Source organism: Providencia sp. wls1922 (assembly GCF_009706505.1).
Classification (GTDB): Bacteria; Pseudomonadota; Gammaproteobacteria; order Enterobacterales; family Enterobacteriaceae; genus Providencia; species Providencia lanzhouensis.
This window is the reverse complement of the sequence record NZ_WLUG01000083.1, coordinates 1-15,128: the sequence shown is the minus strand read 5'-3', so window position 1 is coordinate 15,128 and position 15,128 is coordinate 1. Positions and strand designations below refer to the sequence as shown.

Here is a 15,128-nt window from a genome sequence, read left to right as displayed (position 1 = left end):
GAAAACGATATACTGTCTAATATAAATAGTAGTTATTTATTCGCGTGGCTTATCTGCGCTACTCATTCAATACCATTTGGAGGCAAGATGCGATTTGTGAAGAAAAGCATTGTAACGCTCTTAACCATCGCTGCAATTTATGTTCCTGCCATGGTTTCTCAGGCTTGTACCCGCGTTGTTTATCTCGGGGAAGACCAACAAATTATGACCGGTAGAACCATGGATTGGAAATATGATGTGGGTACCAATTTATGGATTTTTCCACGAGGAATGGAGCGAAGTGGGGCAGCAGGACCACAATCACTCAAATGGAAATCCAAATACGGTAGCGTGATAGCGTCAGGTTACGATATTTCTACGACGGATGGTGTTAATGAAAAAGGGTTAGTAGCAAACTTACTCTGGCTGGCCGAATCGAAATACCCTGAGTTAGATAATAAAAAGCCCGCATTGTCTATTTCACTATGGGCGCAATATATGTTGGATAACTATGCCACGGTTGAAGAAGCGGTTGCCGCATTAGAAAAAACGCCTCTGATAGTCGCGACTGATAAGGTTCCGGGACAAAATCGCTTAGCGACTTTGCACTTGTCGCTTTCCGATGCGAGTGGTGATAGCGCGATTATCGAATATATCGATGGCAAACAAGTCATTCACCATAGCCGTAAATACCAAGTCATGACTAACTCTCCGGCTTATGAAAAGCAGTTAGCAATGCAAGAGTATTGGCAAGGTATTGGTGGCACGGTAATGCTACCAGGGACCAACCGCTCAGCGGATCGTTTCGCTCGAGCGCAGTTCTACATTAATGCTATTCCACAAAAAACAACGCCAAATAAAGCGGTTGCCAGTGTGTTTGGGGTTATTCGTAATGTGTCTGTTCCATACGGTTTAACGTCTGAAACGTCCCCTGAGATTTCATCTACCCGTTGGCGCACACTGGTTGATAGTAAGCGTCAACTCTATTTCTTTGAGTCTGCTTTAACGCCAAATATTTTTTGGACGGATCTAAAGAAAATTGATTTTTCCAATGAGACCGGAAAAGTGAAAAAATTAGATCTCGGTGAAGAGCAAAGCCATATTTATTCGGGTGATGCGACCGCGCAATATGTTGATACCAAACCGTTTGAATTTTTGGGACTGAGTGCAGAGCAGCTGGGCTACTAAGTCCAAGATCCCGAGTTTAACCTCCTGTACAGCAGGAGGTTGATGCACATCAACTCATTCATTCTTTATCTATGAAAACGTTGCACTATTAAGATGAACGGCATAAGATGTATTTAATATGCAACTTAAAGGTGACCCCATGACTGAATTAGTGTGCTACAAAACCATGCCTGTTTGGGATAAGGCTTCGGTTCCATTAATGTTCCAAGACCGCCATAACACCAAAGAAGATACATTCGCCCAATTGAAAGTGTTACAAGGCTCCCTCGATTTTATTATTTTTGATGAAGACGGTAGCGAGCAAAAATTTACGTTTGATACGCAAAACCAACCACCCGTGATTGAGCCTCAAGTCTGGCATCGTATTGCTGATTGCAGCGATGATATGCGTTGCCAACTCTCTTTTTTATGCCGCCCTGAAATTGAGTTTTATAAGCGGTATGATCTCAGCGTGCCTCACTCTGAAGTGCGCTATCTTTGCGAGAATAACTTAGCAAAACCTTGCAAAGTATTGGATTTAGGTTCAGGTCGTGGGCGTAATAGCTTCTACCTTGCCCAGCAAGGGTATGATGTGACGGCAGTGGATATTAACCAAAACCATATTCAAGCCATCGAAACTGTTAAGCAGCAATCGGGCATAGAGAACATCCATACCGCGCTGTATGACATTAATAGTCACCAAATCCAAGGTGACTATGATTTGATTATTTCTACCGTCGTGTTGATGTTCTTACAACGGGATAAAATTGCTGACATTATCGCGGATATGCAATCACACACTGTAGAGGGTGGAATTAATATTGTGGTATGCGCGGTAGAAACGCCAGATGCGCCACTGGATATGGTGCCATTTAAGTGCTTCTTAAAACCGGGTGAATTACAGCAATATTATCAAGACTGGGAAATCCTCAAATACAATGAAAACCCAGGACACTTGCACAGAACGGATGCGCAAGGTAACCGAATTAAACTGAAATTTGCAACGCTGATAGCTAAGAAAAAATAACCTGCGATAGCGAAGATAATAGGTTGTAAAATTAACGAGGAAAATCAATTTATTGATTTTCGCCTGATAACACAAAGAGGGAAAAACCACGCTTTTATCCCTCTTTGTCATCAACATAATGGGTTGCCTAGGCAACCCATTATGCGTTCTATGGTTAGGGAAAAATGAATTTTAGGGCTTGGACGCTGCTGCTTGTTTTTCGCTGCGCTCTAAGGTTTTTTCGAGCAGCACAGAATAAAGTGGTCGACCCCCTAAGAATTGTGCCACCATTGTTGCGCCAATACAGGTAATAATCATCGGTAAAATCAATTGATAGTTATTGGTCATTTCCAACACTAAGACAATGCCCGTTAATGGCGCACGCACTGTCGCGGCAAACAACGCTCCCATGCCGGCTATTGCAAAGGTACCGACTTCAATCGAATAATTTGGGAACAGCTCCAGTGCCGCATAACCATAAATGCCTCCAAATAGCGTGCCAAGGGCTAATAACGGCGAGAAAATCCCACCTGGCGCACCAGAACTAAAGCTGATGGTTGAGGTTAAAAAGCGCAGGGCAAAAAAGACCATCAGCATGGTGATAGTAAAGCTATTGGCGACCATTTGATGGATCACGCTATAGCCGCCACCCACAACTTCTGGCGCAAATACATCGATAGCGCCACAGCTACCCCCAATCAAACCACCCATCAAAACAAACCGTGATACTTTATTTTGGTAGAAAGCTAAAAATAGGCTTTGCAGATAGAGCAAGAAGCGGTTAAAGCCAATGCCCACAATTCCAAATAACATGCCTAAAATCAGATATAACCACAGGGTTTCCATGGGGGCAGAGGAGAATTGCCCAATGTTTAATACCGCGGCTTCGCCATTAATTAGGCGAAAGACAATGGTGGCACTGACGGCACCAATAAACACGGCTTTGATGGAAATAAGGCTGTATTTAAATTGTGGGCGCATCTCTTCGATGATAAACAGTATCCCCGCTAATGGGGCATTAAAGGCGGTAGAAAGGCCTGCAGCGGCACCCGCAGCCAATAATGTATGGCGAGATTCATTATCTTTGAGGCGAAATAGGTCATAAAACATTTGGCTAATGTTCGCCCCCAGTTGCACGGTGGGACCTTCACGACCGAGCACCATGCCGGAGCCTAACGTACCTAACCCACCGATAAATTTCACTGGGATCACTCGCCACCAACGGACAGGGCGCAAATCTTGCAGTGCCCCTTCGATTTCTGGGATCCCAGAGCCTCCCGCTTCAGGTGAAAAGCGTTTAACCAAATAGTAGCCAAGCATGGCTAATAGGGCGGAAGCCACAAACATGGTAGGAATCACCAACCATTTGTTGGTGACATATTGGTTAACAGATGCGATACGAATATTGCTGACCCACTCAGTCCCTAGCATAAACAGGGAGCCTATCAGCCCAACGACGGCACCAATAATAGCCGCTAACACAAGCACTTTGAGTGGTGTTTTATCGGATTCTTTCACGTGACGTAAAAAACTAAAATGGGTTTTGTTGTCTGATTTTGGAGTCGAATTAGCCTGCATCATCGCTTTTTGATTCTCTTAAAATGATTTAACAACAATAACTTATGAAGTATGAATGATAAACATAGTATAGCAATACTGCTTTGAAACCCCAGCAAAAAATCAACTGGGCTTAGTGAAACTGCCTATTTTACAACATTGAATAATTCTTATTTATAGTGAAAGTTAATGTAGATCAACAAACCTGCAAATAGAATTTTAAGGTGCTTTTCTATTTATTTAAAAGGGGTAATCTTAATGTTGTATATGAAATGCAACTTAAAGAGGTTTCCTCCATGTATTGTGTGCAATGTGAACAAACAATTAGAACTCCAGCAACCAATGGCTGCGCTTATTCGCAAGGTATGTGCGGTAAAACCGCTGAAACTTCAGACCTGCAAGATTTATTAGTTGCTGTCCTGCAAAGCTTATCTGCAAGTGCGGTGGTGGCTCGTGAACTGGGCATTATTGATCATGATGTGGACAGTTTCGCACCGCGCGCTTTCTTCTCTACATTGACCAACGTTAACTTCGATTCTGAACGTATTATCGGTTATGCCCGTGAAGCCATTTATCTGCGTGATAAATTAATCAAACACTGCCTGTCAGTGAATAGCGCAGTGGCATTTAATCACCCGCTAATCAACCTGCAATTAGCAGGGCAGGATATTGCGACTCTGCAACAGCAAGCGGCACAATTTGCGTTAGATGTCGATAAAGCGCAAATTGGCGATGATATTCATGGTTTACGTATGCTGTGCCTGTATGGCTTGAAGGGTGCGGCGGCGTATATGGAGCATGCTCACGTTTTAGGTCAGTTTGATAACCAGATTTATGCTCAATACCATGAAATTATGGCGTGGTTAGGCACATTGCCAGCGGATATGAATGAGCTGCTCGACAATGCAATGGCTATCGGCATGATGAACTTCAAAATCATGGAAATTCTGGATGCAGGTGAAACCGGAGAATTTGGTCATCCAGTTCCAACGGAAGTTAACGTGCGCCCAGTTGCCGGTAAATGTATTTTGATTTCAGGTCACGACCTGAAAGATTTAAAAATGTTGTTAGAACAGACCGAAGGCACAGGCATTAATATTTACACTCACGGTGAAATGCTGCCTGCTCATGGTTATCCTGAACTGAAAAAATACGCTCATTTAGTGGGTAACTACGGCAGTGGCTGGCAGAATCAGCAAGTGGAATTTGCTAAGTTCCCGGGCCCTGTTTTAATGACCTCTAACTGCATTATCGACCCTGATGTGGGTGAGTATAAAGCACGTATCTGGACTCGCAGCATTGTGGGTTGGCCGGGTGTGAAACACATTACAGGCGACAGTTTTGCGGAAATGATAGCGCAAGCGCAGGAAATGGCGGGCTTCCCATACACTGAAATCGAACACAAAATTACCGTCGGTTTTGGTCGTCAAACCCTGCTGGGCGCTGCGGATGCAGTGATTGATCTTGTTGCTCAGAAAAAATTACGCCACGTATTTTTAGTCGGTGGTTGTGACGGTAGCCGTGGTGAGCGCAGTTACTACACTGATTTCGCTCGCAGCGTACCGAAAGACTGCCTGATTTTAACGCTAGCTTGCGGTAAATACCGTTTCAACAAATTGGACTTTGGTACCTTAGAAGGCTTACCGCGTTTACTGGATGTGGGTCAATGTAACGATGCCTATTCTGCCATTATGTTAGCGGTGAACTTAGCGGAGAAATTAGGTTGTGGTGTAAATGACTTACCGCTGAGCCTGATTCTCTCTTGGTTCGAGCAAAAAGCCATTGTGATCTTGTTAACCCTGCTTGCTCTGGGTGTGAAAAACATTTACACCGGTCCAACGGCTCCGGGCTTCTTAACCGAAAATCTGCTGAATATTCTGAATGAAAAATTCGGTATGCGCAGCATTACCACGGTTGAACAAGATCTGGCGGAAATCCTGCCTGCGTAATTTGATGGAAACCAAGGGGGAAGCGGCTTTCCCCCTTGCAAGGAGTAACCCATGACCATGCCAACAAGCCTATGTCCGAACAGAATGCAAATTCACTCGATTGTGCAGGAAACCCCAGATGTTTGGACTATTAATCTGATTAATCATGATTTTTACCAATATGAACCAGGACAGTATGCGCTGGTGAGTATCAAAAACAGTGATGACGTGATGCGTGCTTACACCTTGTCTTCATCGCCGGGGCAAAGCCGTTTTATCTCCATTACAGTGAGACGATTAGACGAGGGGACAGGCTCTTGTTGGTTGACTGGAGCAGTAAAACCAGGGGATTATCTTTGGTTGTCTGAGGCGCAAGGGGAGTTTACTTGTGCCAATGTTCAAAGCCACCAATATTTAATGTTAGCAGCGGGTTGTGGTGTCACGCCGATTATGTCGATGACCCGTTGGTTGATGGCGAATCGCCCTGAAACGGATGTCAAAGTGCTGTTTAATGTGCGAGATGAAAAGCAGGTTATTTTTGCCAATGAGTGGCAAAGATTAGTGCAGCAATATCCGCAACGTTTGCAACTGTGCATCATGCCTGAAACACCTGATAACGGCGGTGTTGCACAAGGTCGTTTAAGCCAAGAAAAATTGCTGGAGTTAGTACCGGATATTCATGGGCGAGTGGTAATGACTTGCGGGCCTGTTCCATATATGAAAAATGTGCAGGAATTTTCTAAGGCACTAGGCGTGCCAGCGGATCACTTCTTTATGGAGCGCTTTACTACTGGTGGTGATGAAGCCGTGAGTGAAGAGGTACTGAACTTAAAAATTCGTCACCGTTTAGCGAATTTCACTGTACCGGTGGGAACATCGCTTTTGTCTGCGTTAGAACAGAATAAACAACCGGTGATTGCCGCGTGTCGCGCAGGGGTATGTGGTAGCTGTAAAACCAAAGTGCTTTCGGGGAATTATACAACCAGTAGCACCATGACATTAACCGCAGACGAAATTGCTAATGGCTATGTTTTAGCGTGCAGTTGCCAATTACAAGGCGACACAGAAATCGCTTAATCGATTTTCGATAATATAAAATTAAATGCCTCATTAATTGCCATCTTATTATGAATATAAATAAGGTGGCTTTTTTGTTTATTAATCCATGTATTTTAGCGGCAAAAGATAATCAAAAAATAATAAAGTAATTTATAGCGTGATTATGACTTTATGTATTATGAATAATATAAGTTTCTATTAAAGTTACAAATGGTTACACGGTGAATTCTTGATATACATTAACTTAAACAAAACTTAAACGAGGGTGGGCTATTAAAAAAAGAGAGGGGTAAAAGGGTGGTAATTGAACACTCAGTGGGTATAATTCGCGCCGCATCCAAAGTGCAGTAACTCGTTAGGCGAGGCTCCTATACAAACATAGGTTACTGATCTGACGACGTCGAGAGACGCCCAAGATTAGGACAGGATATATCGACCGAAGGTATATCCCCATGTAACTTCCTGATTGATTCAGGATACGTTGTATAGTGCTAAAACCGAGACGAAGAGATAGCAATCGCATTCTCTCATCTGGTTTCGCCCCTATGTGAGTACTGTTTGAGTAAACAACAGTAATAGGGACTAAAAAAATGTCATTTTCTACCCAGAACAAAGCGGGTGCAGTAGCTATTGCACAGTCCGCGATGAAAGACGCTCGTCAAAAGTCTAATCAATCACAGCCAACTAAAATTGATGATTCAACTGTTCACGCTTATATGAGCCAATCATATTTGCCAGTATCGGTTGCCGACTCTGTGGCATGTGTGAAGAAAAGTCTTATTGAACATCTCGAAGGCGAACAAATTCCAACGTATTTATTTGTCGTAGATAGTGAAAACTATTTAAATGGAATTCTGTCCGTTAAATCATTACTTGCCTCAGCAGAAGATTTATTAGTGTCGGATATTATGCGCCACAATTATTTCTCTGTTTCCCCTGAACAATCACGCCATGATGTTTATGATTTAATTAATCATAGTGGTTTGGATATGATCCCTGTTGTTCAGTTCGGCAAGTTAATGGGTGTATTACGTCCTCAAGATATCGCAGAACTTATTGAAGACGAAAATACCCTCGATGCACAATTGCAGGGGGCTACTACGCCACTCGAAGAGCCGTATTTAACCACCAGTCCAGTCACTTTATGGCGTAAGCGTGTTGTGTGGTTATTAATGTTGTTTGTGGCGGAAGCCTATACTGGAACCGTGCTAAAAGCGTTCGAAGAGCAACTTGAAGCCGCTATTTCACTGGCGTTCTTTATTCCATTATTGATTGGTACTGGCGGAAACAGCGGAACTCAGATCACATCGACCCTCGTGAGAGCGATGGCGTTGGGGGAGGTGAGTTTACGTAACCTCGGTGCGGTATTGAAAAAAGAAGTGTCAACCTCGTTCTTAGTGGCTGTCACCATTGGTGGCGCGGCGTTAATTCGTGCTTGGATCTTAGGTGTGGGTCATGAAGTGACTATCGTGGTGAGCTTAACGATTGTGGCTATTACCGTGTGGAGCGCGATTGTTTCTTCGATTATTCCAATGGTTCTGAAGAAGCTGAAGGTTGACCCAGCGGTGGTTTCTGCGCCATTTATCGCGACATTTATTGATGGTACTGGCTTGATTATTTACTTTGAAATCGCGAAATTAGTGATGACGGAGTTCGCTTAAGTTCGGTTCTACCTCTTGATGCGGCAGGGAATTAACACTCTGCCGCTGGCTCAATTTCTCGCTTGAGAATTTCCCCGCATTTTCGACATAAATACTGATTTTCCCCGCGCTCAACTTTGTTATGTCTTCTAATGGTAAGTTCATGAATTGTGTCGCAACCACAAAGATAACGAAAAGTTTGGCTTTTGACGCTGGTCACCGCAAAGTTGTGAGTCCGTTTCGCCGTTACCCCTAAAACAGTCTGCATCATCCATTTCCACTCATTGCCATGAGGGGCGACCCCTTTACGTCCAAATACACGGTAAACCAGCAAGTGGGCGAGCTCATGGGGGATCACTTCGTCCACAAAATTGTCTGGATTTTCAATTAACAACGTAGGATTAACGCGAATTTCCCAATCTTTTAAATAGGCGCTGCCCGCGGTGGTTCCACGCTGTTTATAGTTGATAGCGGGCTCTGGAAATTTCTGTTCCAGTTTTTCTTCAGCTAACGCGAGCTTTTCACGTAGGGTTTTCATCACTCGCTGTTGAAGCAGAATGGGTACTCGGATTGTTTTCATGTCCTCAAGAATACGTGAAGTCATATAGTAACAACAAGTGATAATTGACATTCAATATATCAAAACATATATTATTAAATAGTATAATATTATACATAGTAACAAGAGATCCAATGATGTCAAAGAGTGAACAATCAAACTCAGAACAGCTGCTTTTAGCAATGACTCAAGCAGCAACGCAAACTGCGTCATTATTAAAAACACTCGGGAATCCAGACCGATTATTATTGCTGTGCCAGTTAACACAAGGCGAGGCTTGTGTGAGTGATTTAGAAGCCTCGTTAGGGATTGTGCAGCCGACGTTATCCCAGCAGTTAACCGTATTAAGAAATGAAGGATTAGTCGCGACGCGTCGAGAAGGTAAGCGAATCTATTACTCTATTGCGGATGAGAAATTATTCACCTTACTCAATACGTTGTATCAACTCTATTGTCCTGTGAAGGGGAATTAAAATGACGATTGATTGGGCGCATTTTACGCCAGGCTCTGCGGCGATTGGCGGTGTGTTGATTGGTTTAGCGGTGGCAATATTATTGATTTTTAATGGGCGAATTGCAGGGATCAGCGGGATTTTAGCGGGAGTCCTTAAACCCACTAAAGGGGACACAGCATGGAAACTGGCGTTTATTGTCGGGATCTTAGTTGCGCCATTGCTGTTTATTACCTTTGTGTATACGCCAGAAGTCACTATCGCAACGAGCACGCCATTACTGATAGCTGCGGGGTTGTTAGTGGGCTTTGGGACACGATTAGGTAGCGGTTGTACCAGTGGGCATGGCATTTGTGGCATGGCGAGATTTTCCCGTCGTTCCATGGTGGCGGTCGTTGTTTTTATGCTGGTGGCATTTATCACGGTCGCTGTGATTAACCACTTTGGGTTAAGGGGATAAAGTAATGCCAATTATTATCGCGTTAGTTTCCGGTATTTTATTTGGACTGGGCTTACTACTAGCTGGTATGGGTAATCCCGCAAAAATTTTGGCATTTCTGGATATCACGGGGAATTGGGATCCCTCTTTGTTGGTTACCATGGCAGTGGCAATGGTGATAAGCGGTATCGCATTCCAGTTAGTGAAAAAGCGCAAAACGAGTGTACTGAATTGCCCATTGCAGATCCCAACCAGTAAAGTTATTGATAAAAAATTAGTGATAGGCAGCGTGTTGTTCGGTTTAGGTTGGGGACTTGGGGGAATTTGCCCGGGACCTGCCATTTTATTAACCGGTATGGGGCTGACTCAAGGTATTTTGTTTGCGTTGGCAATGATAGCAGGAATGGCCATTTTCCAGTTATTTCAACGTACTGAAAAGTAAGTTTCAATGCACCGAAAAGCAATCAAGATGAATGAGTCAATTAATGGGATTATTCGACCCAAAATATGAGGCGAATAGAAAAGTTATTTAACTCATCACATCAGTGAGCAATTTTAGATACAAAAAAACCCATCATTAAGATGGGTTTTTTAAGCTGATTTTTACGCTTAGCGTCAGTGACCGTTAGCGAAAATTATAGACCAGCAGCTTCGCGCAGTTGTGCCGCTTTGTCGGTTTTTTCCCACGGGAATTGTGGGCGACCAAAGTGACCGTAAGAAGCTGTTTGTTGGTACATTGGGTGTAATAAATCCAGCATTTGAATCAGGCCGTAAGGACGTAAATCAAAGAATTCGCGGACTAATTTCACTAGCAATGCTTCGTCAACTTTACCAGTACCGAAAGTTTCTACCATGATGGAGGTAGGCTCTGCGACACCGATAGCATAAGAAACTTGGATTTCACAACGGTCAGCTAGACCAGCAGCAACGATGTTTTTTGCAACATAACGCGCAGCATAGGCAGCAGAACGGTCAACTTTTGATGGATCCTTACCAGAGAATGCACCACCACCATGACGAGCCATACCGCCGTATGTATCAACGATAATTTTACGACCCGTTAAACCGCAGTCACCCATTGGTCCGCCGATAACGAAACGACCTGTTGGGTTGATGAAGTATTTAGTGGCTGGAGATAACCATTCAGCAGGCAGAACTGGTTTGATGATCTCTTCCATTACCGCTTCGTGTAAAGCTTTTTGGTCAATATCTTCTGAGTGCTGTGTGGACAGAACTACCGCGTCAATACCGACAATTTTGTTGTCATCGTATTGGAAGGTAACTTGGCTTTTCGCATCAGGGCGTAACCATGGCAGTGTGCCATTTTTGCGGACTTCAGCTTGGCGCTGCACTAAACGGTGTGCATAAGTCACCGGTGCTGGCATTAATACGTCAGTTTCGTTAGTTGCATAACCAAACATGAGACCTTGGTCGCCAGCACCTTGTTCTAAAGGATCTGCACGGTCAACACCTTGGTTGATGTCTGGTGATTGTTTACCAATTGCGCTTAATACTGCGCAAGAGTTGGCATCAAAGCCCATGTCTGAACTGGTATAACCGATTTCACGAACGGTTTTACGCGTAATTTCTTCAATATCGACCCATGCACTGGTAGTGATTTCACCACCAACCATGACCATGCCGGTTTTGACATAGGTTTCGCAAGCTACGCGCGCTTTTGGGTCTTGTTCAAGAATAGCATCAAGGACCGCATCAGAAATTTGGTCTGCAATTTTATCAGGATGCCCTTCTGATACGGACTCAGAAGTAAAGAGGTGTGTAGACATGAGATTAATACCTTAAGAATTCAAAGAACATTATAGTTGGATGTTTTAACATCTAGACGGCTATTCTAGACTTTTCAAGGAATAATTTCTACCTGTTTTTAAGCCTAAAATGATAAGCGCATAAATGGTTAATTCAGTTAGTTTTATCGTAAATGTGAAATTTTAGATAATTTGCTTTTGCATTTTGGGGCTATTCGAGGTATAAACTGCGACCGTAGCGGATGGTTGTAATTTCCCGCTATATACCAGCAGGTCAGCCATGAGTCTGCTTTCTATCAGGAATGTTTATAACCGGTTGAATTTTAATATTAATTAAAATTTTTAAGGGGAAAACAGTTATATTGGGGGTTAATGGGCGATGATCCATAATCTGCTGAATAACAGTATCCAACCGTCTTACGCGGATCGCCGTGTGACATTGGCTTTTACTTTCCTGTCTATGTTGACTTCATCGCGAAGTTACCGTCATACCTATCATAGATCCTTAATGCTTAGTCAGTAATCTCAAAGAGTAATCTGCTAAGTCTGTGGATATATATTGTCACCGTTTAGAAGTTCTAAGCACTTTTAATTACAATCTGAGTATCGCTGTTTCCCTGACATTACTGCCCAGTTGCATCATGCGCTTGGTCGCTGCTTGTCTGGAAGGAGAACGCATCACTCACCCCTCCATACTAGGAGTTTATTATGAATGATAATATCGCTCGCAAGATGCGCCAAACTTACAATATTGCGTATTGGGGCGGTGGTTACTATCAGGTGAATGAGCGCGGAAATGTCTGTGTTTGCCCGAATCCTGAAAACCCTGACACCTTTGTTGATTTAGCTGATTTAGTCTACCAAGTTAAAGAAGAACAGGAACATTTACGTTTACCTGCACTGTTCTGTTTCCCTCAAATTTTGCAACACCGTTTGCGTTCAATTAACGCAGCGTTTCAACGTGCGCGCGAATCTTATGGTTATAAGGGAGACTATTTTTTAGTTTACCCAATTAAAGTTAACCAACAACGCCGTGTGATTGAATCTCTAGTGAATTCTGGCGAGCCTTTAGGGTTAGAAGCGGGTTCAAAAGCGGAGTTAATGGCTGTATTAGCCAACGCAGGTCGCACTCGCACTGTGATTGTGTGTAACGGTTATAAAGATCGCGAATATATTCGTCTGGCACTAATTGGCGAAAAATTGGGTCACAAAGTGTACCTGGTTATCGAAAAAATGTCTGAAATCGAGATGGTACTTGAAGAAGCCCAGAAGCTGGAAGTGACGCCTCGCTTAGGTGTTCGTGCTCGTTTAGCATCCCAAGGTTCAGGTAAATGGCAGGCGAGTGGTGGTGAAAAATCTAAATTTGGATTGGCAGCAACACAAGTTCTGCAATTAGTCGAAATTTTACGTAATGCGAACCGTTTGGATAGCCTGCAATTATTGCACTTCCATTTAGGCTCTCAAATGGCGAATATTCGTGATATCGCGACAGGTGTTCGTGAGTCAGCCCGTTTCTACGTCGAGTTGCATCAATTAGGTGTCAACATTCAGTGCTTTGACGTGGGCGGTGGTTTAGGCGTTGACTATGAAGGTACGCGTTCTCAGTCAGATTGTTCGGTTAACTATGGCTTGAACGAATACGCGAACAACGTGATTTGGGCGATTGGCGATGCGTGTGAAGAATTTAACTTGCCACACCCAACAGTGATCACGGAGTCTGGGCGTGCATTGACCGCTCACCATACCGTGCTAGTCTCTAACGTGATTGGGGTTGAGCGTAACGAATTCACCAAAACCACACCTCCGAGCGAAGACGCACCACGTTCACTGGTTTCGTTATGGGAAACGTGGGAATCCATGCAGCATCAAGGCAATAGCCGTTCTCTGCGTGAATGGTTGCACGATAGCCAGTTTGACTTGCAAGAAGCACATACCCAGTATGCGCATGGCGTGTTGGACTTAACACAACGCGCATGGGCAGAAGAGCTATACTTAAATATCTGTCGCCGTATTCAGCAAGATTTAGACCCTAGCAACCGCGCCCATCGCCCAATTATTGATGAGCTGCAAGAGCGTATGGCGGATAAATTCTATGTGAATTTCTCGCTGTTCCAATCGCTCCCTGATGCTTGGGGTATTGACCAAGTGTTCCCAGTCTTGCCAATTGAAGGTTTAGATAAACCGTTAGACAGACGCGCGGTATTATTAGATATCACTTGTGACTCAGATGGTATTATTGATCATTATGTTGACGGTGATGGAGTGGAAACCACCATGCCAATGCCAGCGTATGATCCAGAAAATCCACCGATGATTGGCTTCTTTATGATTGGGGCATACCAAGAAATTTTAGGCAACATGCACAACTTATTCGGCGATACTGCCGCCATTGATGTGTGGGTTGATAGCCAAGGCAGCATTCGTTACTTGCAAAGTGAAGAGGGCGATTCAGTTGCCGATATGCTGCAATACGTGAAGCTGGTTCCTGAAGTGCTGTTAGAAAGCTTTATTGAGCAAGTGAAAGGCACTGGGCTGAGTGACGAGCTGCAAAAAGATTTTGTGAACGAGTTTGAAAGTGGGTTGTACGGTTACACTTACTTAGAAGATGAATGATTAAGGAACAGTGATGATTAATAGCACATTAGGAAATCAGGTTGATAATTCACTGGTTTCAAACGCATTTGGTTTTTTACGTTTTCCGTTAAATTTCCAACCATACAGCTCCGATGCTGATTGGGTGATCACGGGTGTTCCATTTGATATGGCAACCTCAGGACGTGCGGGTAGCCGTCATGGACCTGCTGCTATTCGTCAGGTTTCCACGAACCTTGCGTGGGAAAGCCACCGTTGGCCGTGGGATTTTAAATTAAAAAACAAACTCAACGTGGTTGACTGCGGTGATGTGGTGTTTGCATTTGGTGACGCGCAAGATATGTGCGATAAACTGCAAGCTCACACTGAAAAGCTGTTGGAATCCGGTAAACGTTGCTTAACGTTTGGTGGCGATCACTTTGTGACATTGCCATTACTGCGCGCCCACGCGAAGCATTTCGGTAAAATGGCGTTAGTGCATTTTGATGCGCACACTGACACATACGGTAATGGCAGTCTGTATGACCACGGCACCATGTTCTATCATGCGCCAAAAGAAGGTCTGATCGATCCAAATCATTCTGTGCAGATTGGTATTCGTACTGAACATGATACTGACAACGGTTTCACGGTATTGGATGCCGCTCAAGCGAATGACCGTGGTGTTGATGACATGGTTGCTCAAATCAAACAGATCGTGGGTGATATGCCCGTTTATCTGACGTTTGATATTGACTGTCTGGATCCTGCCTTTGCACCAGGAACCGGTACGCCAGTGATTGGTGGGTTAACATCTGATAAAGCGTTAAAACTACTGCGTGGCATTAAGTCACTGAATATTGTTGGGATGGATGTGGTGGAAGTCGCACCAGCCTATGACCAATCAGAAATTACGGCATTAGCCGCAGCAACGATTGCATTGGAACTGTTATATATCCAAGCGTCTAAGAAATAAGTTTTAATCCGTTATTTAAGGTGCCTAAT

The 15,128-nt window shown here is 43.8% G+C and carries 14 protein-coding genes and 1 riboswitch; of the genes, 11 read left to right on the top strand and 3 right to left on the bottom strand.

Features of this window, described 5'->3' with window-relative positions; genetic code table 11:
• Nucleotides 1–87: 87 nt before the first annotated feature.
• The gene (locus GKR71_RS09030) at nt 88–1,167 is read left to right on the top strand and encodes a linear amide C-N hydrolase (RefSeq protein ID WP_036952046.1); all 1,080 of its coding nucleotides are present in this window, start codon (nt 88–90) and stop codon (nt 1,165–1,167) included.
• A 118-nt stretch (nt 1,168–1,285) separates the two neighbouring features.
• Nucleotides 1,286–2,173: an SAM-dependent methyltransferase TehB gene (tehB, locus tag GKR71_RS09025; protein WP_154634184.1), complete on the top strand. Its 888-nt coding sequence runs from the start codon at nt 1,286–1,288 to the stop codon at nt 2,171–2,173.
• A 171-nt stretch (nt 2,174–2,344) separates the two neighbouring features.
• Here tehB and clcA read toward each other — a convergent pair whose 3' ends face one another.
• On the bottom strand, nt 2,345–3,733 hold the full coding sequence (gene clcA, locus GKR71_RS09020; RefSeq protein ID WP_154634183.1) for a H(+)/Cl(-) exchange transporter ClcA: 1,389 nt from the start codon (nt 3,731–3,733) through the stop codon (nt 2,345–2,347).
• 272 nt (nt 3,734–4,005) lie between these two features.
• Between clcA and hcp the strand changes: the two genes are divergently transcribed.
• The 3 genes from hcp (at nt 4,006) to GKR71_RS09005 (ending at nt 8,357) form a co-directional block, all read left to right on the top strand.
• Complete coding sequence (gene hcp / locus GKR71_RS09015; protein WP_036951228.1) at nt 4,006–5,658, top strand: hydroxylamine reductase; 1,653 nt, start codon at nt 4,006–4,008, stop codon at nt 5,656–5,658.
• Nucleotides 5,659–5,709: 51 nt separating this feature from the next.
• Nucleotides 5,710–6,714 carry an NADH oxidoreductase gene (gene hcr / locus GKR71_RS09010; RefSeq protein ID WP_036951227.1) on the top strand — a complete coding sequence of 335 codons (1,005 nt, stop codon included), beginning with the start codon at nt 5,710–5,712 and terminating at the stop codon, nt 6,712–6,714.
• A 326-nt stretch (nt 6,715–7,040) separates the two neighbouring features.
• Nucleotides 7,041–7,213, top strand: a riboswitch (M-box (ykoK) riboswitch).
• A gap of 73 nt (nt 7,214–7,286) precedes the next feature.
• Nucleotides 7,287–8,357: a magnesium transporter gene (locus GKR71_RS09005; RefSeq protein WP_036951226.1), complete on the top strand. Its 1,071-nt coding sequence runs from the start codon at nt 7,287–7,289 to the stop codon at nt 8,355–8,357.
• A 31-nt stretch (nt 8,358–8,388) separates the two neighbouring features.
• Here GKR71_RS09005 and GKR71_RS09000 read toward each other — a convergent pair whose 3' ends face one another.
• Nucleotides 8,389–8,916, bottom strand: coding sequence for a SprT family zinc-dependent metalloprotease (locus GKR71_RS09000; protein ID WP_148444781.1), 528 nt, complete (start codon nt 8,914–8,916; stop codon nt 8,389–8,391).
• A 116-nt stretch (nt 8,917–9,032) separates the two neighbouring features.
• Between GKR71_RS09000 and GKR71_RS08995 the strand changes: the two genes are divergently transcribed.
• From GKR71_RS08995 to GKR71_RS08985, 3 genes are read left to right on the top strand one after another with little or no spacing between them, the layout of a single operon-like run.
• Entirely contained in the window at nt 9,033–9,368 is a 336-nt protein-coding gene (locus GKR71_RS08995) for an ArsR/SmtB family transcription factor (protein ID WP_036951248.1), read from the top strand.
• Between the two features lies 1 nt (nt 9,369).
• The gene (locus tag GKR71_RS08990) at nt 9,370–9,807 is read left to right on the top strand and encodes a YeeE/YedE family protein (RefSeq protein ID WP_036951224.1); all 438 of its coding nucleotides are present in this window, start codon (nt 9,370–9,372) and stop codon (nt 9,805–9,807) included.
• A gap of 4 nt (nt 9,808–9,811) precedes the next feature.
• On the top strand, nt 9,812–10,228 hold the full coding sequence (locus tag GKR71_RS08985; RefSeq protein ID WP_036951223.1) for a DUF6691 family protein: 417 nt from the start codon (nt 9,812–9,814) through the stop codon (nt 10,226–10,228).
• A 193-nt stretch (nt 10,229–10,421) separates the two neighbouring features.
• Here the strand turns inward: GKR71_RS08985 and metK are convergent, their stop codons facing one another.
• Nucleotides 10,422–11,573 carry a methionine adenosyltransferase gene (metK, locus tag GKR71_RS08980; protein WP_006661136.1) on the bottom strand — a complete coding sequence of 384 codons (1,152 nt, stop codon included), beginning with the start codon at nt 11,571–11,573 and terminating at the stop codon, nt 10,422–10,424.
• A 358-nt stretch (nt 11,574–11,931) separates the two neighbouring features.
• On the opposite strand from metK, the gene GKR71_RS08975 reads away from it, so the two are divergent.
• The 3 genes from GKR71_RS08975 (at nt 11,932) to speB (ending at nt 15,099) form a co-directional block, all read left to right on the top strand.
• The gene (locus GKR71_RS08975) at nt 11,932–12,075 is read left to right on the top strand and encodes a hypothetical protein (RefSeq protein WP_154634182.1); all 144 of its coding nucleotides are present in this window, start codon (nt 11,932–11,934) and stop codon (nt 12,073–12,075) included.
• Nucleotides 12,076–12,260: 185 nt separating this feature from the next.
• Nucleotides 12,261–14,165 (top strand): biosynthetic arginine decarboxylase, encoded by a 1,905-nt coding sequence (gene speA / locus GKR71_RS08970; protein ID WP_036951222.1) that lies wholly within the window; start codon nt 12,261–12,263, stop codon nt 14,163–14,165.
• 13 nt (nt 14,166–14,178) lie between these two features.
• Nucleotides 14,179–15,099, top strand: coding sequence for an agmatinase (gene speB / locus GKR71_RS08965; RefSeq protein ID WP_006815030.1), 921 nt, complete (start codon nt 14,179–14,181; stop codon nt 15,097–15,099).
• Nucleotides 15,100–15,128 lie beyond the last annotated feature (29 nt).